Source organism: Caballeronia sp. LZ035, assembly GCF_031451175.1.
Taxonomy (GTDB): Bacteria; Pseudomonadota; Gammaproteobacteria; order Burkholderiales; family Burkholderiaceae; genus Caballeronia.
This window is the reverse complement of the sequence record NZ_JARUXS010000001.1, coordinates 2,052,124-2,072,753: the sequence shown is the minus strand read 5'-3', so window position 1 is coordinate 2,072,753 and position 20,630 is coordinate 2,052,124. Positions and strand designations below refer to the sequence as shown.

Below are 20,630 nucleotides of genomic sequence, written 5' to 3'. Positions count from 1 at the left end.
ATTTTTTGCGCCGCGGATGCGCGTTCATGTCGATTGACGCCTGCGCCGATCGTTGTAGGGTGTGAGAGCGCCGCCACTGCCTGGCGCGCCTCGTCCACTCTCACGGAGCCGACATGTCCTCATCCGCCGTTGAACCCATCCCTCCCGGCATGCATTCGCTGACCCCGCACCTGTGCTGCGCGGGTGCCGCCGACGCCATCGACTTCTACAAGCGCGCGTTCGACGCCGTCGAAATGGGCCGCATGCCCGGCCCGGACGGCCGGCTCATGCACGCGATGATCAAGATCGGCGATTCGATGCTGATGCTGGTCGACGAACATCCCGAATTCGGCATGCTCGGGCCGAAAGCGATCAAGGGTTCGCCGGTCACGGTGCATCTGTATGTCACGGATGTCGACGCCACGGTCAGGCAGGCCGCCGAAGCAGGCGCGAAGGTCACGATGCCGGTCGCCGACATGTTCTGGGGCGACCGCTATGGCCGGCTCGAGGATCCGTTCGGGCATCAGTGGTCGGTTGCAACGCACCAGCGCGACATGAACCCGGAAGAGATGAAGGCCGCAATGGAAAAGGGCTGCGCGCCCGGCCAATGACCCCATTCGAGAACGGAGACCCGCAGATGGACAAGATCTCGCCGTGCCTGTGGTTCAAAGGTAACGCGGAAGAAGCCGCGAACTTTTACGTCGCGACCTTCAAGGGGGCGCGCATCACCGAAGTCATGCGCCATACGGAGGCCAGTCCCGGCCCCGCCGGCAGCGTGCTCGCCGTGCTGTTCGAACTGGAGGGCGAGGCGTTCATGGCATTGAACGGCAATTCGCACTTCGACTTCACGCCGGCCGTTTCGATGTTCATCAAATGCGATACCCAGGAAGAGATCGATCATTACTGGGACACGCTGATGGACGGCGGCAAGTCGATGGCCTGCGGCTGGCTCACCGACCGCTATGGCGTCGTGTGGCAGGTGGCGCCGCGGCGTCTGCTCAAGATGCTGCAGGATCCGGATGCGGAGAAGGCAAACCGGACGATGCGCGCGATGATGGACATGATCAAGCTGGATCTCGTCGAACTGGAGCGGGTCTACAACGGCGCATGACCGGACCGCTCAAGTAGCGCGTTTGCGGGCGCGGCGCTCCACGAGTTTTGCCGCCATGAAGCGGTGGTCCGCCGCGAAGAGCCGCCGGTAGGTCATCACGACCGCGGCGACCACGCCGAGCGCCGAGGCCGCCGCGATCAGGAACATGATGACGATCTGATAGCGCACCGCCTGCAACGGCGACTGTCCGGCGAGCACCTGGCCGGTCATCATGCCGGGCAGGCTGACGAGGCCGACCACGGCCATCTGGTTCAGGGTGGGAATCATGCCCGCGCGCACGGCCTGGCGCGCGGGTCCCTGCGCCGCTTCCCAGCGGGTTGCGCCGAGCGCGAGCGACATCTCGACGGCGGCGCGTCCGGCGGTCAGTTCCTCGGTCATCCGTTCGATGCCAAGCGACACGCCCGTGAGCGTATTGCCGAGAATCATGCCGAGGATCGGAATTGCGTATTGCGGCTCGTACCACGGATGAATCCGGATCACGACGAACAGTCCGAATGCGCCGATCAGCCAGGAACTGCCCCAGATCGACAGGATGCTGTCGACGCGCTGGCCGGCATAAGTGCGCCGTCCGCGCCCGGATGCGGCGAAACCGGCGATGACGGTCATCAGCGCCATCAGCGGCAGGACGACATACCAGCGGTTGAACGCAAAGACCCAGCCGAGCACATAGCCGATCAGCAGCAACTGCACGACGGTGCGGACCGCGGCGACGGCGAGCTTGCGTTCGAGCCCGAGCTTCAGCGCAACCGACAACGCGCCATTCACTACGATCAGCAAGGCCGCGAGGCCGATATCGACGATCCCGAGATTCTGATAGCCGTTCATCGCAGGTCGCCTCCGAGCACGCCGGCATCCATGGTCAGATGACGCGTGGCGACGCGCCGTGCCTGTTCCGGATCGTGCGACACCCAGATGCAGGCGCGGGTGGCGTCGGCATCGAACCATGCGGTCACGAGCGCTTCGATCGAACGGGCCGAGGCCGGGTCGAGCGAAGCGGTCGGTTCGTCGAGCAGGAGCACATCGGGTGCAAGTTGCAAGGTGCGCACGAGTGCGGCGATCTGCGCCTCGCCGCCCGACAGTTCGCTGGCGGACTTGTCGAGGAAATCGGTGGCGCGTCCGGCCGCCTGCGCCAGTTGCGCGGCGATTTCCCGATCGAAACGTACATCGCGATAGGCCTTGAGCATGAACGGATAGCGCAGGTTGTCCTCGACGCTGCCGTCGAGCATCGCGGGACGTTGCGCGATATAGGCCACGCGCCGCCGGTACGCCGGAATGCGCGACCGCGCGATCCGCTCCCCGCGCCAGGTCACGTAGCCCGCATCGCACGCGTCGAGCAGCGCGAGCGTGCGCAGGAACACGCTCTTGCCGGAGCCGGAAGGGCCCGTGATTGCGGCGCGCTCGCCGCCGTACAGCGTGAAATCGGTGGGCTGGAGGAGCGTCGTGCCCCTCGCAGCATCGCGCCGCGTGACGCCGTGCGCGGTGACGAGTTCGGTTCGCGGGGAAACGCCGGGCGATGTCGCTTCGGGCATCGGATGCATGTGGGATGGGTGGGTGAAGATCGACATCTTACGGAGTTTCAGCCTGCCTTCGGCAGGCACCTGCATGCGCGCCGGGCACATTATGTGCTGCCCACCCGGATAACGAGAAACGTATGGAGAGGTCATGGCGCAGGTTGGAGCGACCCGCAAAATCGGCAAGATCGCCGCCTGGTTCTTCGGCATTCTGGCGGTGCTGATCGCGATCCTGGTGGTCATTTTCCTGACCTTCGACTGGAACCGGCTGCGACCGTGGGTGGACGACAAGGTGTCCGAGGCCATCGGCCGGCGCTTCGAGATCACCGGCGACCTGAAGGTCGGCTGGCACCGCCCGCCGAACGAGACCGGATGGAAACGCTGGGTGCCATGGCCACGCTTTTCGGCCGAGAAAATTACCATCGCAAATCCGGACTGGACGCGCCAGAAATTCTTCGCGACGCTCGATGAGATCGACTTCCAGGTCGCCGTGCTGCCGCTGCTTGCGCATGACATCGTGATTCCGTCGATCAACCTCGTGAATCCGTCCATCGACGTCGAGCGGCTCAAGGACAACCGCAATAACTGGACGTTCAAGTTCAAGCAGTCCAATGAGCCGTCCACCTGGAATCTCAAGCTCGGCGACATCTCGCTCGCGAAGGGCACCGTGAGCCTGCGTGACGAAGTGACCAAGGCCGACATGCAGGCTGTCATCGATACGCTCGGCCAGCCCGTGCCTATCGGTGAAGTCATGAAGCAGCAAGAAGCGGCATCGGCCAAGTCTTCGGCGGAGATGGTCGGCAAGAGCGGCGCGGCCAAGCTCAACAAGCAGGCCGATGCGGCGGCGGCTTCCGAGGCGTCGGCGGCCTCGGCGGCGTCTGCTGCCGCGGCGGCGAACGCATCGGCGCCCAATCCGGCGAGCACTTCAGCGAACACCAGCATTACCACCAAGGAAGGCCCGAAGCCGCCCGTGCCGCCCTATGCGTTCGGCTGGACCGTCAAGGGGACCTACAACGGCGGCAAGGTTTCCGGCGACGGCAAGCTCGGCGGCGTACTCGCGGTGCAGGACGCGCAGCGGCCGTTTCCCGTGCAGGCCGACGTGCGTCTCGGCGACACGCATATTGCCTTTGTCGGCACCGTGACCGATCCCGCGCATCTCGCGGCGCTCGACCTGCGGCTGTGGATTCAGGCCGTCAGCATGGCGCATCTGTATCCGTTCACCGGCGTGACGCTGCCCGAGACACCGCCGTTCGCGACCGAGGGGCGCTTGACCGGACAGTTCCGCGAAGACGGCAACGTGTTCCATTACGAGAACTTCACGGGACGCGTGGGCGGCAGCGACATCAACGGTTCGCTCGTCTATGCGGGCAAGAAGCCGCGGCCGCTTTTGCAGGGCGAACTGGTGTCGCATCTGTTGCAGTTCAAGGATCTGGCGCCGATCATCGGGGCGGATTCCAATGCGAGCAAGGCCAAGCGCGGCGAGACGGAGAAGCAGCCGTCGTCGAAGGCGCTGCCGACCGAGGAGTTCAAGACCGACCGCTGGAAGTCCATCGACGCCGATGTGAAGTTCACCGGCGAGCGCATCATCAAGGACCCGGATCTGCCTATCACGAACCTGTACACGCATGTGGTGATGAACGACGGCGTGCTGTCGTTCGAGCCGCTGAAGTTTGGTGTGGCGGGCGGGTCGCTGGCGTCGAACATTCATCTCGACGGCAGCGCTGCGCCGCTCAAGGGACGCGTGTCGGCGCAGGCGCGGCATCTGAAGCTCAAGCAGCTGTTCCCGACCAACAAGACGATGCAGTCGGCGCTGGGTGAAATCAATGGCGATGCGGCGTTGTCGGCTACCGGCAATTCGCCGGCGGCGCTCGCGGCGACGTCGAACGGCGAGGTGAAGGCATTGATCACCGAAGGCACGGTGAGCCGGCTTTACATGGAAGCGGCCGGGCTGAACGTGGCGAACGTCGTGTACGAGAAGCTGTTCGGCAAGCGCGATGTGAACATCAATTGCGCGGCGGCGGATTTTGTCGTGACGGACGGGGTGCTCGATTCGCGCGTCTTTGCGCTCGATACCGACGATGCCGTGATCAACGTCGATGGCACGATCAACCTCAAGACCGAAGCCATGGATCTCGGGATCCATCCGCATACGAAGGGGGTGCGGATCTTCTCGCTGCGCTCGCCGCTGTATGTGAAGGGTACTTTCAAGGATCCGCATATCGGCGTGAGTCCGGTGCTGGCGATACGCGGGGCGGCAGCGGTTGGATTGGGGCTGATCAATCCGTTCGCGGCGCTCATTCCGTTGATTGCCCCGAGCAACAACAAGCCGCTGCCTTGCCAGCAGATGCTTGCTGATATCGGCAAGGCGCCGACTGCGCCACCTGCGGGACAGAAGGAGAAGGCGAAGGCGGCGCCGGCTTATATGTCGTCGGGGGCGGCGGCGAGTGATCAAGGCGCGAAAAAGAAACCGGCTGCGCCAGTGGGGGCCAGTGCGGCGCAGTATAAGGGGAGTTGAGAGGCTTCCCGGTTTATTCGGGGTGTGGTGGGAGCCGCTGGGAGCGGGGCTGCGCGGTGGTATGTTCCAGGAATTGATGACCCGGACCATACACGGTGATTTCGATGTATTCCGCTACGCGCGGCTCGGCCGGCTGGCCGTTCTTGTCGGCGGAGACGGTTTCGATTTCGACGATGGGAACACACCACGCGGCCGCGCTTCGGTCGGCACGCTTGCCTTCGCTGTCGAAACAATAGAAGTTGAACAAATCCCGATGGTCTGCGGCGCTCAGCTGTTTGCTTGTTCCATTCCATTCGTACCTCATGGTGATAGTGCCTGGATGAGGTTGCGATGCGTCTTGAGCGCCTGGGAAGTCTGATCGGTTCATGTGTCGTGAGTTCGGTTTGGCAGTGCTCGCGCAACCGCCGAGTGTGAAAATAGCAATGGCGAAAATTGCGGAGCGCTTCATCGTGTCTGTTCATCCAGATAGCGATAACGAGCCGGATAGATCTCGCGGCCTCGCGCCTCGCTATCGTTTAGAACTATCCTTGCTTCTTCATCACGTCCTTTCACCGAAACGGGCTCCATAGACCCCTGGCGTCATGATCGTGCTATCGACGTAACCTTGATCGCGCGCTGTCGAAGGGAGATGTTAGTCGGGTTGCGGCGCGACCCTCTGAGAGCGCGGCTGTGCAGTTGTATGTTTCAGGAACTTATGCCCCGGTCCATATTGCGTAATCTCAATATATTCCGCCACGCGCGGCTCGGCCGGCTTACCGTCGTTGTCTGCCGAGACGGTCTCAATTTCAACGATGGGAACGCACCATGCAGCCACGCATCGGTCGGCACGCTTGCCTTCGCTGTCGAAGCAATAAAAGATGAACGAATCCTGATAGTCGGCGGCGCGTAGCTCTTTGCTGGTTCCATTCCATTCGTACTTCATCGTGATTGTGCCCGGATGAGGCAGAGATGCATCTTGAGCACCCGGAAAATTTGATCGTTTCATATGTGGTGAATACGATATGGCGGTGCTCGCGCACCCGCCGAGTATGGAAATGGCGATGCCAATAATGGCGACCCGTTTCATCTTGTCTGTTCGTCCAGATAACGGTAACGAGCCGGATAGTTCTCGCGGCCCCGCGCCTCGCAGGGTGAACCCAGGCTGGAGAAATACATATTCACGGATTCCGCGAAGTCCTCCTTTGCATTACGCCGGGCATAGTCAGAAGGCGCGTTTCCATCGCGGACCATCGCTTCGAGCCAACCTTGCTTTTTCGTCGCATCCTCCCACAGCGTTTGGCTCCATAGATGGCCGGTTTCATGATTCATGGTGCTATCGACATAAGCTTGCGGAATCTCGCGCCAGTCCTTCCAAGGAAAAAAAGGCGACGCCTTGTTCGATATCCGCAGTGGCAGCCGATGAAAACCTGGCATCTCCGTATTCGTCGCGCCAAGTTGCATCATCTGGATTCGGCTTCGGATTCACGGAAACCTTGCTCAAGTGCTCGTATTGCTTCGGCGCAAGCGTTTCGAGTGCTTTGAGTACCTTCGTCCCGCTTGGAAGGGCATAACCGGCGGGAGCGTTGCTAACGGTTTCAAAGATATCTACGGCGCGCCCGTTGACCGTGGCGCGTTGCAAGAACGCAGGACTGGGTCCTCCGCCTAGGAAATCGAATCTGGCCCATTCCCGCGATACAACCTCGACCCGATTGGTATGCCGGTATAACTCCGCGGGTGCATCTATGCGACCGTGCGAGCCATCGAGGTACGAGCAATCGAGGCGCGTCGCCATTCCGGTTCTGAGCTTCGAGGCATCCAGCGGCGGCGCGTTGTCACGCTCGGCGCGCTTCCACAACTGCGAAGGCGTGTACGTTCTGGAGCGCGACGGTGGCAAGCGCTCGTCACGAGCGAAAACCCGTGTTGGTGGGTTCCACTCGACCTGCAACTCGCCGGATAGAATCGCGCGCTCGATGTGTTCGTATGCGTCGAAGCGTTCAAACCCATGTAAGTCTATAAGCGCGCATAACTCGGTCATGACTGCGAGGTCCGTCGACCATTCCGTACGCCGGTGTAGAAATACATCGGCATCGATGCTGCCAGCGCGGTCTCCGAATGAACGCTGATGGAAGTCGGGAGGCCGGCGTAGGGTGAATCCGAGATCTCTTAAATAAACTTCGTTTTTCATTCAGATTCCTAAGAACATGAGTGAGCCGATTTACGTCGAGCCAGAAAGAGCGTGCCCAATCCGCGGCTTTAGAAATGGCGATGACGCGAAAGGCGGGAGGGTCGCGCTTGCCTGGCGTCGAGATGACGCGGGATAACCACGAGATCCGTCTTCAGAACGAGTAGAGACCTTGACGCGCTCGCTCGTTCAGCACGAGCGAGACGCGGGTTCCGCTTTGCTGCAGGCTTCCAACCCTGTCTCGCTGCGCGTGCAACGAGATTTCGCAGAATAGGACAAACTTCTTTTTAGTTGAGTGTTTCTGTTTGTGAAATTGTGTCCGGCGTGCGCAGAATCTATTGCGTCATAGCAGGTAGATGCGCGTCGACATGCTGGGGCTAATTAGCCTTTTCCGCTGCACGCGAAGAGGCGATGCAATAGAAGTTCTCCACAGCCAGCGTGGAAAGGCCTGTGGAAAACCGCTGGGTGACTGACCCAGCCTTTTGAATTCGTTGAGAAATACGGGCGTGGTGCGGATCGAACCACGATCGTCACCAGGCAAACCGGCGCAATCGAAGCCCGACTTATCCACATATTCTGTGGACAGCGCTGTTGAAAAGGCCGGGGGATCGGCCTAAGTGTTTGATGGCGAACGTTTTGTGCGACGTGCACGAAGGACAGCACGGAACCATGCCGCTCCTGCACGAGAGCAATCAGATAGAAAGCCCCGGCCCGCCATTGCTGCCCAGCAACTGCTCGACCGAATCCGCGTCCGCGTAATCCTGCTCGGGCAGTCCGTCGAACAGGGTGACCACATCGTTGCTGACGCCGGCTTCGCGCGCGGCATCGACGATGGCGTCCTTGTTGGCGGGATACTTCACGAGGCGCAACACCTGGGCGATCTCATCGTCGATCGGCTCGTCGTTCAACGCGTGTCTGGCGTGCGTGTCGGTCATTGCGCTGGCTTCATGTGTGAGTGATACAAGGACGAGGCGTCAGGTCTGCACCTGCACCGGCTGGCTTGCCATCCCGTGATTCGGCGTGCGCGACTTCGGCAGCGGCACGTGGCGCCAGCGCGCGTGATCGAGATCCTGTGCGGCGACTTCAGGCGCCGGCGGCGCAACCGGAGCGACATTGACGCGCAAGGCGGCGCGTGTCGCGGTAGCGGCGGTGGATTCGTCGGTGGAACTCGTATGCAACGGCGCGGCGTAGCACGAGACCGATACCAGGGCCATCGAGAACAACGTTGAGGTCTTCATCGGGCAACCCCTCCTCACGTAGGCAGCGAAGAGCATCAAGCAAAGTCTGTGCCGATGCTCGCATGACCTGCCTGGCCGCGCGCCTGGGCCGCCTGAGCGGAGTGCGCACGGGCGCGACGTGCGGGCGTCGCGCGGACGTACTTCGAGTGAAATGTGAAGTGGACCCGGCCCGCGCGCAGCATGCACGCAGGCGAAACGCCGCGCCGCAAAATTGCACGGCTGCGCCGTTTCAGCGCGACGTCGGGTTCAAACGGAAGTATGCGTCCAGTAGCGAGGTTTTGTACACGACCCCCAGCAGCAGCGGCTGACTTTTGTTCTCGACCACCGGCAGGCGTTCGCCCTGGAACGCGAGAAAGTGCTGCAGCGCCTCGCCGAGCGACATGTCGGGCATGAGCACGTCGAATTGCGGCTGAAGATAGTCGGCGGCGGTCTTGGCCTGCGTGTCGTGCTCGTCGAGCAGGTCGGAGGTGATGTCCTTCAGCGCGACCACGCCGCGAAAGCGCCCGGCTTCATCGACGACATACAGGTACTTCACCGGGTACTCGAGGAACACCCGCGTCATGTCGTTGATGTTCGCCGTGAGCGGCACGACCGTATCGGCGGGCTTGACGAGCTCGCGCATCTGCGTGGCGGCCAGCCGCACGCGCTCTTTCTCCTCGCGGTTGCGGCGCAGCGTAACTTCATACATCGAGGTCTGCTCCGACGTGCGCGCAATGAAGTACGCAATCACGCACGACAGCATGAGCGGCAGCATCACCTGATACGAGAGCGTCATCTCGAAGATCATCAGGATGGCCATTAGCGGCGCGTGCGTGGCGGCAGCGAGGAACGCGCCCATGCCAACCATCGCGTAGGCGAAGGGCGCCGAGGTGGCATGCGGCCAGATGACATGCGCGCCGATGCCGAACAGGCAGCCCACCACGGCGCCGAAGAACAGCGTCGGTGTGAAGATCCCGCCGACCGCGCCCGAGCCGGCAGTAGCGGCCGTCGCGATGATCTTGAAGAGCAGCAGCGTGAGCAGCGTGGTCCAGGTCCACTGCTCATGCAGCAGCGAGTTCACGACTTCGTAGCCGTTGCCCCAGACTTCGGGCCACCAGATCGAGATCACGCCGACGATCAACCCGCCCGCCGCGAGCCGCACGGGCAAGGGCCACGGCAACATGGCGAAGCGCTTCTTCGAGGCGCCGAGCAGCCGCAGGAATTGCGGCGCGAGCACGCCGCAGATCAGGCCGAGCAACACGAAGAGCAGCACTTCGACGCCGGTGATGGTCGGGAAGACCGGCATCTCGTACGGCGGTCGATAACCCGCGAACTCGCGCATCGTGATGTTGGCGACCACCGACGAGACGACGATGGGCCCGAAGCTTTCCATCGCCATGGAGCCGAGCACGAGTTCGGTGACGAAGAAGGCGCCGGCAATTGGCGCGTTGTAGGCCGAGGTGATCCCGGCGGCCGCGCCGCATGCGACCAGCAGGCGCAGGCGCGGCGGATCGAAGTGGACCCAGCGGCCGATCAGTGAAGACACGAGCGCGGCGAGCTGGACCATGGAGCCTTCACGGCCGATCGAGCCGCCGCTCGAAATGGTGATGAGCGAGGACAGGCTGCGCCAGAAGCTCTGCCAGACCGGCACGACGCCATCGCCGATGGTGACAGCTTCCATGTAGTCGGTGCTCGCGTTCTTGTTGACGCGCCGGCGTGCGATCAGCAGGCAGAATCCCGCGATGACGCCGCCCGCGGCGGGCAGCAGCATGCGCACGGGCCAGGGCAGGCCGAGCGCGAGTGCCACGAGTCCTTCCGAACGATTGCCCAGCAGATGTTGCAGGATCTCGATGCCTTCGCGAAATAGCGCAGTGGCGAACGCACCGGCCACGCCGACCACGACTGCCCAGACGAGCATCGTATGCGAGTCCGACAGACGAAAGAGCCGTTGGGCGCGGGTACGGAGCTTGAGCAGGAACGAAAGCACTTTTACGAAATCGTGGAAAGCTTAGAAGGAAATGGAATAAGGACGCCCGCAAGGATAGCATCGCGAGGGCGGTCTGCGGGCTTTGGAACGTCGTGGAGAGGCGTCATGACGAATAAAAAACGCCCGGCGAACGAGTCAGCCGGGCGCTTCTCTACGAATGCTACGCGTGGCGGCGTGCGCCGCGCAACGCTGTCACCACTTCGGCGCGAACGAAGGATTGGCGTTGCGCCGGCCTTCGTCGAGGGCATCGATCTGGGCGATGTCGTCGGCGTCGAGCTTGAGCTTCTGCGCGTCCCAGTTGCTTTGCTGATGCTCCGGATTCGTCGATGCCGACAACACCACGATGCCGCGCGCCAGCAGCCACGCAAAGGTCACCTGCGCGGGCGTGACGCCATGTTTCGCGGCGATCGCCTTGAGCGTCATGTCCTTGTGCGCGCGGCCTTCGCCGAGCGGCATGTACGCGGTCACCTTGACGCCGGCTTTCTGCGTCGCATCGACGAGCGAGCGGTTGGCGAGGAACGGGCTCACTTCGATCTGATTAGTGACAATGCCTTTGCGACCCGGCGCCGCGAGCGCTTCTTCGAGCAGCGGCGCGGTGAAATTGGACACGCCGTAGTGGCGGATCAGTCCCAGTTGCTGCGCTTCCTGCAGCGCCGCGAGCGTTTCCGCGATCGGCACCGCGCCTTTGGGCGACGGCCAGTGGACCAGCGCGAGATCGATCGTGCCGATGTCGAGTTTCGTGTGACTGTCCTTCAGGCTGGCGATCAGCGCGTCGCGCGACAGCCGTTCCCACCAGACCTTGGTCGTGACCCAGACCTCGTCGCGCGCGATGCCCGAGTCGCGCACGCCCTGGCCCACGGCGGCCTCGTTGTTGTAGTACTGCGCGGTGTCGATATGGCGGTAGCCGATATCGATCGCGTTCTTCACGGCTTCGGTGGTTCTGGCGGCATCGACGCGAAACGTGCCGAGACCGAAGGAAGGAATCGTTTCGATCATGCTGGCTCCTTGCTGAGTCGAGAGTGAATGGGCGTCAGGCGCGCATGGGTCATCGTGGCTCACGCGTCCTGATCGAGTTCGGGATAGTGCCTGAAAATGCCGGATTCGTTGAACGGGAGACGCCGGTCCGAATCGACGTAGGCGGCAATGTTGGGCCGCTGCAGCACGGCATCGTGCAGCGCCGCGACGCGCGGATAGTGCTCGCCGAAGCGCTTCATCGCGCGTGGAAAGGCGTAATGCAGGCCATCGACGATCTGGAACATGGACAGGTCCACATAGCTGGTCTGCTCGCCGATCATCTGCGTGTCGCCCGCGGGATTCTGCTTCAGCACGCGCTCGAAATAACCCATGAACTTCGGTACGCGCTTGTCGAGAAAATTCTTCGTGCGGATCTTCGCGGCGTCCTTCTGGTCCTCATAGTAAAGGTCGGTGGCCAGCGGATGATGCGTGTCGTGCACTTCGGCAACGAAATCCGCGATGGTCAGCTGCAAGCCGTTTGCCACGTAGCGCAGGCCTTCGTCCTGCGGCGCCAGGCCCAGCTTCGGACCGAGATAGAGCAGGATGTTCGCGACGTGCGACACGATCAGCTCGCCATTCTTCAGGAATGGCGGCGCGAAAGGAATATGCGGCTCGGTCTTGCTGTCGAGGATCTTCATCATCGCGTTCATGCCGTAGCCGTTCTTCTTCGATTCGCGCACGACCTCGATGTACGGCGCGCCGGCGTCTTCCAGCGCCAGCCGGACGAATTCGCCGCGGCCCTGCAATCCGTCCCAGTAGTGGAGTTCGTAAGGCATGAGTGTGGGCTCCTTGTCGGGGAATGCCGCGCGGTTTTCACGAGCGAAGCGGTGTTCGCTTGTTCGATCATATAAGGCGCGGACGAAGGAACGGGCGAGCAACCTGCGTACCCGCATGCCGCGTCTGCCATGAGCGGCTGAAGATCAGGCAAAATCGATGGTTTCGGATCGACTCGCGAGCGGAGAAGTAATGGACAAGCAAGGTTTCACCACAGGCATCGTTCACGGCGACAGACAGCCCGGCGCGGAGCACGGCGGCGTGCGTCAGCCGATCCATACCTCGGTGCAATACGGGTTCGAGCGCGTGGAAGATCTGATCGGCGTGTTCCAGGGCACGAAGAAGGGCGGCTTCAACTACGCCCGCCAGGGCACGCCGACCACAGCCGCGCTGGAGCGCAAGATCACGAGCCTGGAGCAGGGTGTCGGGTCCATCTGCTTCGGCACGGGCATGGCCGGGATTTGCGCGGTGTTCCTGACGCTGCTGCGCGCGGGCGATCATCTCGTCTCCAGCCGCTATGTCTTCGGCAACACCAACAGCGTGTTCGGCACGCTCAGGACGCTGGGCATCGAGGTAACGACGGTCGATGCCACCTCCGCCGACGCCGTCGCGAACGCCATCAAGCCGAATACGCGCATGGTGTTCGTCGAAACCATCGCGAATCCGGGCACGCAGATTCCCGATCTCGAAGGCATCGGCGCGCTGTGCCGCGAGCGCGGTCTCGCCTATGTCGTCGACAACACCATCACGTCGCCCGCGTTGTTCGTGCCGAAGGCCGTGGGCGCGAGCCTCGTCGTCAATTCGCTGACGAAGACCATCGCGGGACACGGCGCGGCGCTCGGCGGTGCGGTGACGGATACCGGCCTGTTCGACTGGAGCACGTATCCGAACATCGCCGACGACTACCGCGGCTCGGCCCCGAAAGAACAAGGGCTGTTGCAGGTTCGCAAGAAGGGGCTGCGCGACATGGGCGGCTCGCTTTCGTCGGAGCAGGCGCATTCCATCGCGATGGGCGCGGAGACGCTCGCGCTGCGCGTCGCCCGGTGCAGCGACAATGCGCTCGCACTGGCACGCTTCCTCGAGGGGCATGAAGCGATCGGCCGCGTGTTCTATCCAGGGCTCGAGAGTCATCCGCAGTATGCGATCGCGCAGAAGCTGTTCAAGGGTGCGTCCTGGCTGCTGTCGTTCGAGCTGCGCCGCGCGGATCGCATGATCGACTTCGTCAATGCGCTGAAGCTGCCGATCAAGGCGACCGGACTCGGCGACACGCGCACGCTGATCATCCCGGTTGCGCCGACCATCTTCCACGAAGCCGGCCCTGAAGTGCGCAAGTCGATGGGCATCTCGGACGGCATGCTGCGGCTCTCGGCGGGCATCGAGGATGCCGAGGACCTGATCGCCGACTTCGATCAGGCGCTCAAGCTGGCTTTGTAAGCCGCCAACGCGTGCCTTCCCGGGCACGCGTTTTTCTTGCCTGGATCACGACGCCCGCGCGTAATAGATGTTCTGCGGATGGCGCGCTTCGGCGAAGAAGAACCACCGTTCGGCCACGAGCCCCAGATACTGCGTGACGAAGGCCACGCAGAACAGCGCGGCTGACTGCGAGCCGATGCCCGCGACCATCAGCACGAAGGGCACGCCGAACGCGCCGATCAAAAACGTCCACTTGATGCGGCGGATCGCCTGCACGGTTTGTCCGTGGAAGAACTCGCGCAGGTTGAAGGCGCCCGCCGTGAAGCCGCGGGATTTCTGCACGACGTTGGGCCCCTTGATGCCTGTCGCGCTCTGCACGGTGGACTTGGGCCGCAGACGCGCATTGCGCTGCAGGGACGCGACGCGCGCCACGCATCCCGCAAGCGTCAGCGTACAGGCGCAGGCCGCGAGTCCCGCCGCAAGCGACGGCGCCAGCCATGCGGCGCCTGCGCTGGCGAGCGTGAAACCGGACGCGCAGCCGAGCAGCACGAAGTTGACCAGCGTGAGCGGCGTCGCCCATTCCTGGAGGAAGCGCAGGCACGCATAGATCATCGCGGTGCAGACGAACAGCGCGGCCGCCGCGAGCACCCCGATCAGGCCGATGCCCAGCGACCAGGTCGCGCCGAGCCAGTGCGCGACACCATAGAGCGCGGCGCAGCCGAGAAACGCCGGCAGGCACAGGCATTCGCGCGACAGCCACGAGGTACGCCACATCGCGATGGCACGCCACGCGCGCTCCGGATGGCCCAGGTGAAAGAACGACGCGATCAGCCCAAGGCCGCCGAGCGCCACGGCGACGGCCGCGCCGGTGATGAAGAACGTCTGCGAGGGCCCGGCGAACAGGCCGATGCGTGCCAGCAGTTCCACGCCGACAAGCGCGATCAGCAGGCCTTGCGCGGCGCCGCTCAGGGTCGTGAGGAACACGACAGAAAACGCGGGTTTCATGAGAATGCTCCGTGAGAGATCAGACGCGGACGGCCATGGCCGCCAGATTCAACTCGCCATGTGCTTCGAACGCGTCTTCGTCGGCGGCATTCGACTTGCCATTCGACTTGCAGCCGCATGAACCGCTGCCGCACGCATTCACCGGATTGCGCGGCAAGTAATGATTCGCGGGCTTCGTGTCCCATTCGGGCATCAGCTGATACCCGCCGCGCTCCTCGATCGCCTTCGAGACGACCGACTCCGGATCATGAATGTCGCCGAAGAGCCGCGCCGAGGTCGGGCACGCGAGCACGCAAGCGGGCTTGCGGTCGCGCTCGGGCAGCGCCTCGTTATAGATGCGATCCGCGCACAGCGTGCACTTGGTCATCTCCTTGCGTTCTTCGTCGAGTTCGCGCGCGCCGTAGGGACATGCCCACGCGCAGTACTTGCAGCCGATGCACTTGTCGAAATCCACCAGTACGAGCCCGTCTTCCTTGCGCTTGTAGCTCGCGCCGGTTGGACAGACGGGTACGCACGGCGGGTCCTCGCAGTGCAGGCACGACTTCGGGAAGTGAATGGTGTCGGCGAGCGGAAATTCGCCCGATTCATACGTCTGCACGCGGTTGAAGAAGGTGCCGGAGGGATCGGCGTCATAGGGACGCTGATCCGCGAGGCTGCCCGCCTCGCCGGAGGTGTTCCACTCCTTGCAGCTCGTCACGCAGGCGTGGCAGCCGACGCAGACGTTCAGATCGATCACGAGGGCCATCTGGGTCATCGGAGTCTCCTTCAGTTGCCCGGGTTGCGCTTCAAGGCGTTGCGCAGGCGCGCCGCGAATTCGCCGCGTCCCGCGAAGTAGGTCTGCACGACGCGCTGCACCGGCCCGGCCATGCCGGGCGCGGGACGCATCGGCGGAAATTGCGGCAAGGTGTTGCGCGCGTCGGCTTCGGCGGGATAGACCCGCACGCGCACGTCGTACCACGCCGCCTGTCCCGTGACCGGATCCGAATTGGAATAGCGGGCGCCGTCGCGTTGCGGGTCGGGGATTTCGTCGGTGATGAGGTGATTGAGCAGGAAACCGCGCTGCGATTCGTTGGCGTCGGCGCCGAGGCTCCACGCACCCGATGCCTTGCCGATCGCGTTCCAGGTCCACACGGTGCCGGGCTCGACCGCTTCGCTATAGCGCGCCATGCAGCGCACCTTGCCCCATGGCGATTCGACGTAGATCCAGCCGCCGTCCTCGATGCCGTTCGCCTGTGCCATGCGCGGATTCATGTACAGCATGTTCTCGCCATGAATCTGGCGCAGCCACGCGTTCTGCGAATCCCACGAGTGATACATCGCCATCGGGCGCTGCGTGACGGCGGCGAGCGGGTAGCGCTCGAGGTCGGTCGTGTCGCGTTCGAGCGGGGCGTACCAGAAGGGCAGCGGATCGAAGTACTGCTCGATGCGCGCGCGCAGATGATCGGGCGGCTGCCGCCCCTTCGTGCGTCCCTGCGCGGCCAGGCGGAACTTCTGCATCACGTCGGAATAGAGCTGGATCAGGATCGGCGTGTCGAACTTCCGGAAGCCCTTTTCGACTGACCACTTCAGATACGGCCCGTTCTGGCCGCGCATGTACTGATATTCCTCGGGCATCGTGTAATGGAAGACGCAGTCGTGCTTCGCATACTCTTCCCACTGGTTCGGATTCGGCTCGCCAACCAGCGCGTCCTGCCCGTCCTTGCCGCGCCAGCCCATCAGGAAGCCTACGCCCGAGCCCGGCGCGGTCTGGTGATTGACGATGAAGTCCGGATAATCGCGATACTTGCGCGTGCCCTCGGGCGTCGTGAAGGCGGGCAGTTTCAGCCGGCTGCCCAGTTCGACCAGCACTTCCTGGAACGGCCGGCACTCGCCGGTGCGCGGCACGACCGGCACGCGCACGGAATCGCATGGACCGTCGAACTCGGAGATCGGGCGATCGAGCATCGACATCGCATCGTGGCGTTCGAGGTAGGTCGTGTCGGGCAGCACGAGATCGGCGAAGGCGGTCATCTCGGACTGGAACGCGTCGCAGACCACGATGAACGGAATCTTGTATGCGCCGCTCGCGTCCTTGTCGGCGAGCATCTTGCGGACTTCCATCGTGTTCATCGACGAATTCCAGGCCATGTTGGCCATGAAGATCATCAGCGTGTCGATGGGATACGGATCGCCGCGCCAGGCGTTCGTAATGACGCTGTGCATGACGCCATGCACCGCGAGCGGATATTCCCACGAGAAAGCCTTGTCGATGCGCACCGGCGTGCCGTCGTCGTGGATGAACAGGTCTTCGGGCGCGGCGGGCCAGCCGAGCGGACCGCTTACGAGCGGCGTGTTGGGCTGGACCTGGTCGGGATGATTCGGCGGCTTCGCGGACGGCGGCACCGCGCGCGGAAACGGCGCCTTGTGGCGGAAGCCGCCCGGCCGGTCGATGGTGCCGAGCAAGGACATCAGCACCGCGAGGCCGCGAATCGACTGGAAGCCGTTCGAGTGCGCAGCGAGTCCGCGCATCGCATGGAACGCAATGGGATTGCCCGTCACCTGTTCATGCGTCTTGCCCCAGGCATCGGTCCAGCGGATGGGCAGGCTGATCTTGTGGTCGCGGCTCACCTGGATCATCTCGGCGGCGAGACGCCGGATGGTCGCGACCGGAATGCCGGTGATCTCCGCCGCCCATTCCGGCGTGCAGGACGCCACCTGCTCGCGCAACAGCGCAAACGAAGGCGCGACGGGCGTGCCGTCTTCGAGCGTATAGCGGCCGCCGAGCGCGGGCTCGGTGTCCGGCGCGTGATGCGCGACCGCGCGGTTCGTCTTCGTGTCCCACCACAGATGATTTTGCGGGAAGAGCTTGTTGCCCTCGGGCGCGTTGGCATCCTCGACGAACAGGCCGAAGCGTTCGCTCGCCTCGTTCATGTCGAGCAGTTCGGCCGCGTTGGTGTAGCGCGTGACGAACTCGTGGTCGTAGGCGTCGGCGGCGATCAGTTCGTGGATCAGCGCCATGAAGAGGGCGCCGTCGGTGCCGGGACGGATCGGCACCCATTCGTCGGCGATGGCCGCATAACCCGTGCGCACCGGATTGATCGCGATGAAGCGTCCGCCCGCACGCTTGAACTTCGAGATGGCGATCTTGAGCGGATTCGAGTGATGATCCTCCGCCGTACCGATCATGAAGAACAGCTTCGACTGGTCGAGATCGGGACCACCGAACTCCCAGAACGAGCCGCCCATCGTGTAGATCATGCCGGCCGCCATGTTGGCCGAACAGAAGCCGCCGTGCGCCGCGTAATTGGGCGTGCCGAAGTTTTTCGCGAACAGACCGGTGAGCGCCTGCATCTGGTCGCGTCCGGTGAAGAGGGCGAACTGTTTGGGATCGGTGGCGCGCAGATGCGCGAGACGTTTTTCGAGCGTGTCGAGGGCCACGTCCCACGATACCGGCTCGAACTGCGCCTCGCCGCGCAACGCGCCGGGCTTGCGCATCAGCGGCTGGGTGAGACGCGCGGGCGAGTACTGCTTCATGATGCCCGACGCGCCTTTTGCGCAGATCACGCCCTGGTTGAGCGGATGGTTCGGATTGCCGTCGATGTAGCGAACCTCGCCGTCGCGCAAATGCACGCGGATGCCGCAGCGGCATGCGCACATGTAGCACGTCGTGGTCTTGACATCGAGCGTCTCGTTCTGGGTGCGAGCGCCGTGTTCCATGACTGCTCCTTCAAAAAAACAACATCGCGCGATGGGGAGTTCGCGCGATGGGACCTGCAACAGCCCGGTCAGCCGAACAGATGCTCGACGCCGAGGGTGATCGCGAGACCGCCGAACACGAGCCATGCATACAGGATCGCGCCGGTGGCGAGCGCACGCGGGCCGGCCGCGCGAATCTGCGCGAAGCGGGTTTCCATGCCGAGCGCGGTCATGGCCATCGTGAGCGCGAAGGTGTCGAGCATGTTGATCGTGCCGGTGGCGGGATCGGGAAGGACGTGCAGCGAATTCACGACGACCAGCGCGAGGAAGCCGAGCGCGAACCACGGCACCGCGATCTTGCCCTTGCCTTCGCTCTGGCCTTGTTCTGTGCCGGCGTTGCGCGAGCGGCTGATCCAGAAACCAATGGCCAGCAGCACCGGCACCAGCAGCATCACGCGCGTCATCTTCACGATGGTGGCGATGTGCGTCGCTTCCGGGCTGACGTTGCTCGCCGCGCCGACCACCTGGGCGACTTCATGGATCGTGCCGCCGAAGAACAGGCCGGCGCCGAGGGTGTCGAGATGCAGCCAGCCGGCATTGAGCGCGAGCGGGTAGAGGAACATGGACAGGGTGCCGAACAGCACGACGCTGCCGACCGCCATCGCGCTCTTGTGCGGCTTCGACTGCAAGGTCGATTCGAAGGCGAGCACGGCGGCCGCGCCGCAGATGGCGCTGCCCGCGGCGGTGAGCAGGGCGGTGTCGCGATCGAGCTTCATCAGCTTCATACCGGCCCAGGTGCCGACGACGAGCGTGCTGACGACCACCAGCACCGACACCGTGAAACCCGCGGCGCCGACCTGCGCGATCTCCTGCAGGCTCACGCGCAGGCCGAAGAACGCGACGGCAATACGCAACAGCTTGCGCGCCGAGAAGTTGACGCCGGCGGCCCAGCTGTCGGGCATGCCGTGGCGGAGTGCATTGCCGTAAAGCGCGCCCGCGATGATGCCGACGATCAGCGGGCTGATCCCGAGTCCCGCGATGGCGGGCACGGCGGCGAGACGCGTGACGGCGGCGGCAAACAATGCGACGAAGAGAATGCCGTTGAGCTGCCCGCGTGTGGAGGACGCGGCGGGCGCCAGGGGTGAAGCGGACGGGACCGTGGACATGGAGGGTCTCAAGGATAGGTAGGAATCGATGGCCTAATCCTATTCTCGATATATCAATATGAAAAATCGTGATTTAGAATGTCAAGTATCGGATAAGCGGATATTTGACAGCGATGACCCCGGAACAACTGATAACGTTCGCGACCGTGGCGGAACATGGCAACATCAGCCGTGCTGCGGTGGCGCTTCATCTCTCGCAGCCGGCGGTGTCGGGGCAACTGCGGCTGTTGCAGGACGAATTCGGCGAGCCCCTCTATCAGCGCGACGGCCGCGGCATCCGCCTGACGGCGGCCGGCGAACAATTGCTCGGGCATGCGGAACGGCTGCGTGAAACTTTCGCCCAGGCCCATGCGCTGCGTGACGCGCTGCGCGGACTCGAACGCGGCACGCTGCGCATCGGCGCCAGTACGACGCCTGCCAGCTACCTGCTGCCGTACCTGATCGCCGCCTTCCACAAGCGCTATCCCGAGGTGGCCGTGACGATCATCGACGGCAATACCAGCGATATCGTCACGGCGCTCGGCGCGCTCGACATCGCATTAGTCGAGGGCCCGGCCGGGCAGGATCTGCCGCTGGGCACCACGGTGACGTCGTGGCGCGAGGACGAGATCGTCGCCATTGCGCCAAAAGGGCATCCGCTCGTGGACGGCCGCGAGTTCGTCACGCTCGACGAACTGGGCGGACAACCGCTGGTGCTGCGCGAGCCGGGCTCGGGCGTGCGGCTGATCGTCGAGCGGGCGTTCGCGGAACACGGCGCGCCGATGCGCGCAGCGCTCGAAATCGCGGGCGTGGAGGGCGTGAAGGAAGCGGTGCGCGCGGGCATGGGCATCGGTTTCGTCTCGGCGATGTCGATTCGTCACGAGGACAGCGCGCTGCAACGCCTGCGCCTGGCGCCCGAGCCGCTGACGCGGCGCTTTTCGATCCTGCTGCCCCATGCCGCCACGCCGTCGCGCGTTGCCACGCGCTTTCTGGAACTGTGCGAGGAGCCTGGGCTGATCGGCTAGGGAATTCCACTATGGCGCGCTTCCCGCACTCTGACGCACCATTCGCTCTGAATCAGGACGCCGCGGCGTCTTTTTTGAAATCTGCATATGGAACCGGT

20 protein-coding genes are annotated in these 20,630 nt (G+C 63.6%); 5 read left to right on the top strand and 15 right to left on the bottom strand.

Features of this window, described 5'->3' with window-relative positions:
• Nucleotides 1–113: 113 nt before the first annotated feature.
• Together QCE88_RS09830 and QCE88_RS09825 are read left to right on the top strand one after the other, a co-directional pair.
• Nucleotides 114–590: a VOC family protein gene (locus tag QCE88_RS09830; protein ID WP_309901386.1), complete on the top strand. Its 477-nt coding sequence runs from the start codon at nt 114–116 to the stop codon at nt 588–590.
• A gap of 26 nt (nt 591–616) precedes the next feature.
• Nucleotides 617–1,090 carry a VOC family protein gene (locus QCE88_RS09825; RefSeq protein ID WP_309901383.1) on the top strand — a complete coding sequence of 158 codons (474 nt, stop codon included), beginning with the start codon at nt 617–619 and terminating at the stop codon, nt 1,088–1,090.
• Between the two features lie 9 nt (nt 1,091–1,099).
• Here QCE88_RS09825 and QCE88_RS09820 read toward each other — a convergent pair whose 3' ends face one another.
• Together QCE88_RS09820 and QCE88_RS09815 are read right to left on the bottom strand one after the other, a co-directional pair.
• Nucleotides 1,100–1,915, bottom strand: coding sequence for an ABC transporter permease (locus QCE88_RS09820; protein ID WP_309901381.1), 816 nt, complete (start codon nt 1,913–1,915; stop codon nt 1,100–1,102).
• A complete protein-coding gene (locus tag QCE88_RS09815) occupies nt 1,912–2,619 on the bottom strand; it encodes an ATP-binding cassette domain-containing protein (protein WP_309901379.1) in 708 nt (235 codons plus the stop codon). The genes QCE88_RS09820 and QCE88_RS09815 overlap by 4 nt, the downstream gene beginning before the upstream one ends.
• A 133-nt stretch (nt 2,620–2,752) precedes the next feature.
• Here QCE88_RS09815 and QCE88_RS09810 point away from each other — a divergent pair, with 133 nt between their 5' ends.
• The gene (locus tag QCE88_RS09810; RefSeq protein ID WP_309901376.1) at nt 2,753–5,116 is read left to right on the top strand and encodes an AsmA family protein; all 2,364 of its coding nucleotides are present in this window, start codon (nt 2,753–2,755) and stop codon (nt 5,114–5,116) included.
• A gap of 13 nt (nt 5,117–5,129) precedes the next feature.
• Here QCE88_RS09810 and QCE88_RS09805 read toward each other — a convergent pair whose 3' ends face one another.
• The 9 genes from QCE88_RS09805 to QCE88_RS09765 form a co-directional block, all read right to left on the bottom strand.
• The gene (locus QCE88_RS09805) at nt 5,130–5,564 is read right to left on the bottom strand and encodes a hypothetical protein (protein WP_309901374.1); all 435 of its coding nucleotides are present in this window, start codon (nt 5,562–5,564) and stop codon (nt 5,130–5,132) included.
• Between the two features lie 183 nt (nt 5,565–5,747).
• Nucleotides 5,748–6,182 carry a hypothetical protein gene (locus tag QCE88_RS09800; protein WP_309901372.1) on the bottom strand — a complete coding sequence of 145 codons (435 nt, stop codon included), beginning with the start codon at nt 6,180–6,182 and terminating at the stop codon, nt 5,748–5,750.
• Nucleotides 6,179–6,424, bottom strand: a complete 246-nt coding sequence (locus QCE88_RS09795; protein WP_309901370.1) for a hypothetical protein — start codon at nt 6,422–6,424, stop codon at nt 6,179–6,181. The genes QCE88_RS09800 and QCE88_RS09795 overlap by 4 nt, the downstream gene beginning before the upstream one ends.
• A 4-nt stretch (nt 6,425–6,428) precedes the next feature.
• Nucleotides 6,429–7,280: a hypothetical protein gene (locus QCE88_RS09790; RefSeq protein WP_309901368.1), complete on the bottom strand. Its 852-nt coding sequence runs from the start codon at nt 7,278–7,280 to the stop codon at nt 6,429–6,431.
• 689 nt (nt 7,281–7,969) lie between these two features.
• Nucleotides 7,970–8,212 (bottom strand): DUF2795 domain-containing protein, encoded by a 243-nt coding sequence (locus tag QCE88_RS09785; protein ID WP_309901366.1) that lies wholly within the window; start codon nt 8,210–8,212, stop codon nt 7,970–7,972.
• Nucleotides 8,213–8,251: 39 nt separating this feature from the next.
• Nucleotides 8,252–8,515, bottom strand: a complete 264-nt coding sequence (locus tag QCE88_RS09780) for a hypothetical protein (RefSeq protein ID WP_309901364.1) — start codon at nt 8,513–8,515, stop codon at nt 8,252–8,254.
• Between the two features lie 229 nt (nt 8,516–8,744).
• Nucleotides 8,745–10,481, bottom strand: coding sequence for a ClcB-like voltage-gated chloride channel protein (locus QCE88_RS09775; protein WP_309901362.1), 1,737 nt, complete (start codon nt 10,479–10,481; stop codon nt 8,745–8,747).
• Nucleotides 10,482–10,673: 192 nt separating this feature from the next.
• Nucleotides 10,674–11,477: a 2,5-didehydrogluconate reductase DkgB gene (gene dkgB / locus QCE88_RS09770; protein WP_309901361.1), complete on the bottom strand. Its 804-nt coding sequence runs from the start codon at nt 11,475–11,477 to the stop codon at nt 10,674–10,676.
• A gap of 59 nt (nt 11,478–11,536) precedes the next feature.
• The gene (locus tag QCE88_RS09765) at nt 11,537–12,271 is read right to left on the bottom strand and encodes a glutathione S-transferase family protein (protein ID WP_309901359.1); all 735 of its coding nucleotides are present in this window, start codon (nt 12,269–12,271) and stop codon (nt 11,537–11,539) included.
• Nucleotides 12,272–12,461: 190 nt separating this feature from the next.
• Here QCE88_RS09765 and QCE88_RS09760 point away from each other — a divergent pair, with 190 nt between their 5' ends.
• Nucleotides 12,462–13,703, top strand: a complete 1,242-nt coding sequence (locus QCE88_RS09760; protein ID WP_309901357.1) for a cystathionine gamma-synthase family protein — start codon at nt 12,462–12,464, stop codon at nt 13,701–13,703.
• Between the two features lie 45 nt (nt 13,704–13,748).
• On the opposite strand, the gene QCE88_RS09755 is transcribed toward QCE88_RS09760, so the two are convergent.
• From QCE88_RS09755 to QCE88_RS09740, 4 genes are all read right to left on the bottom strand, one after another.
• Nucleotides 13,749–14,687: a DmsC/YnfH family molybdoenzyme membrane anchor subunit gene (locus QCE88_RS09755; RefSeq protein ID WP_309901355.1), complete on the bottom strand. Its 939-nt coding sequence runs from the start codon at nt 14,685–14,687 to the stop codon at nt 13,749–13,751.
• 19 nt (nt 14,688–14,706) lie between these two features.
• Nucleotides 14,707–15,441, bottom strand: coding sequence for a 4Fe-4S dicluster domain-containing protein (locus QCE88_RS09750; protein WP_309901353.1), 735 nt, complete (start codon nt 15,439–15,441; stop codon nt 14,707–14,709).
• Between the two features lie 11 nt (nt 15,442–15,452).
• A complete protein-coding gene (locus QCE88_RS09745; RefSeq protein WP_309901350.1) occupies nt 15,453–18,383 on the bottom strand; it encodes a molybdopterin oxidoreductase family protein in 2,931 nt (976 codons plus the stop codon).
• A gap of 68 nt (nt 18,384–18,451) precedes the next feature.
• Nucleotides 18,452–19,528: a YeiH family protein gene (locus QCE88_RS09740; RefSeq protein ID WP_309901348.1), complete on the bottom strand. Its 1,077-nt coding sequence runs from the start codon at nt 19,526–19,528 to the stop codon at nt 18,452–18,454.
• Between the two features lie 113 nt (nt 19,529–19,641).
• On the opposite strand from QCE88_RS09740, the gene QCE88_RS09735 reads away from it, so the two are divergent.
• Nucleotides 19,642–20,532, top strand: coding sequence for a LysR family transcriptional regulator (locus tag QCE88_RS09735; protein ID WP_309901346.1), 891 nt, complete (start codon nt 19,642–19,644; stop codon nt 20,530–20,532).
• The last annotated feature ends 98 nt before the right edge of the window (nt 20,533–20,630 follow it).

Bases quoted from the DNA above. Each gene is read 5' to 3' on its own strand.
- QCE88_RS09815 (WP_309901379.1), bottom strand. From the start codon at position 2,619: ATGCCCGAAGCGACATCGCCCGGCGTTTCCCCGCGAACCGAACTCGTC.
- QCE88_RS09820 (WP_309901381.1), bottom strand. From the start codon at position 1,915: ATGAACGGCTATCAGAATCTCGGGATCGTCGATATCGGCCTCGCGGCC.
- QCE88_RS09790 (WP_309901368.1), bottom strand. From the start codon at position 7,280: ATGAAAAACGAAGTTTATTTAAGAGATCTCGGATTCACCCTACGCCGG.
- QCE88_RS09805 (WP_309901374.1), bottom strand. From the start codon at position 5,564: ATGAAGCGCTCCGCAATTTTCGCCATTGCTATTTTCACACTCGGCGGT.
- QCE88_RS09735 (WP_309901346.1), top strand. From the start codon at position 19,642: ATGACCCCGGAACAACTGATAACGTTCGCGACCGTGGCGGAACATGGC.
- QCE88_RS09745 (WP_309901350.1), bottom strand. From the start codon at position 18,383: ATGGAACACGGCGCTCGCACCCAGAACGAGACGCTCGATGTCAAGACC.
- QCE88_RS09830 (WP_309901386.1), top strand. From the start codon at position 114: ATGTCCTCATCCGCCGTTGAACCCATCCCTCCCGGCATGCATTCGCTG.
- QCE88_RS09765 (WP_309901359.1), bottom strand. From the start codon at position 12,271: ATGCCTTACGAACTCCACTACTGGGACGGATTGCAGGGCCGCGGCGAA.
- QCE88_RS09755 (WP_309901355.1), bottom strand. From the start codon at position 14,687: ATGAAACCCGCGTTTTCTGTCGTGTTCCTCACGACCCTGAGCGGCGCC.
- QCE88_RS09795 (WP_309901370.1), bottom strand. From the start codon at position 6,424: ATGAATCATGAAACCGGCCATCTATGGAGCCAAACGCTGTGGGAGGAT.
- QCE88_RS09740 (WP_309901348.1), bottom strand. From the start codon at position 19,528: ATGTCCACGGTCCCGTCCGCTTCACCCCTGGCGCCCGCCGCGTCCTCC.
- dkgB (WP_309901361.1), bottom strand. From the start codon at position 11,477: ATGATCGAAACGATTCCTTCCTTCGGTCTCGGCACGTTTCGCGTCGAT.
- QCE88_RS09785 (WP_309901366.1), bottom strand. From the start codon at position 8,212: ATGACCGACACGCACGCCAGACACGCGTTGAACGACGAGCCGATCGAC.
- QCE88_RS09800 (WP_309901372.1), bottom strand. From the start codon at position 6,182: ATGAAACGGGTCGCCATTATTGGCATCGCCATTTCCATACTCGGCGGG.
- QCE88_RS09810 (WP_309901376.1), top strand. From the start codon at position 2,753: ATGGCGCAGGTTGGAGCGACCCGCAAAATCGGCAAGATCGCCGCCTGG.
- QCE88_RS09825 (WP_309901383.1), top strand. From the start codon at position 617: ATGGACAAGATCTCGCCGTGCCTGTGGTTCAAAGGTAACGCGGAAGAA.
- QCE88_RS09780 (WP_309901364.1), bottom strand. From the start codon at position 8,515: ATGAAGACCTCAACGTTGTTCTCGATGGCCCTGGTATCGGTCTCGTGC.
- QCE88_RS09750 (WP_309901353.1), bottom strand. From the start codon at position 15,441: ATGACCCAGATGGCCCTCGTGATCGATCTGAACGTCTGCGTCGGCTGC.
- QCE88_RS09760 (WP_309901357.1), top strand. From the start codon at position 12,462: ATGGACAAGCAAGGTTTCACCACAGGCATCGTTCACGGCGACAGACAG.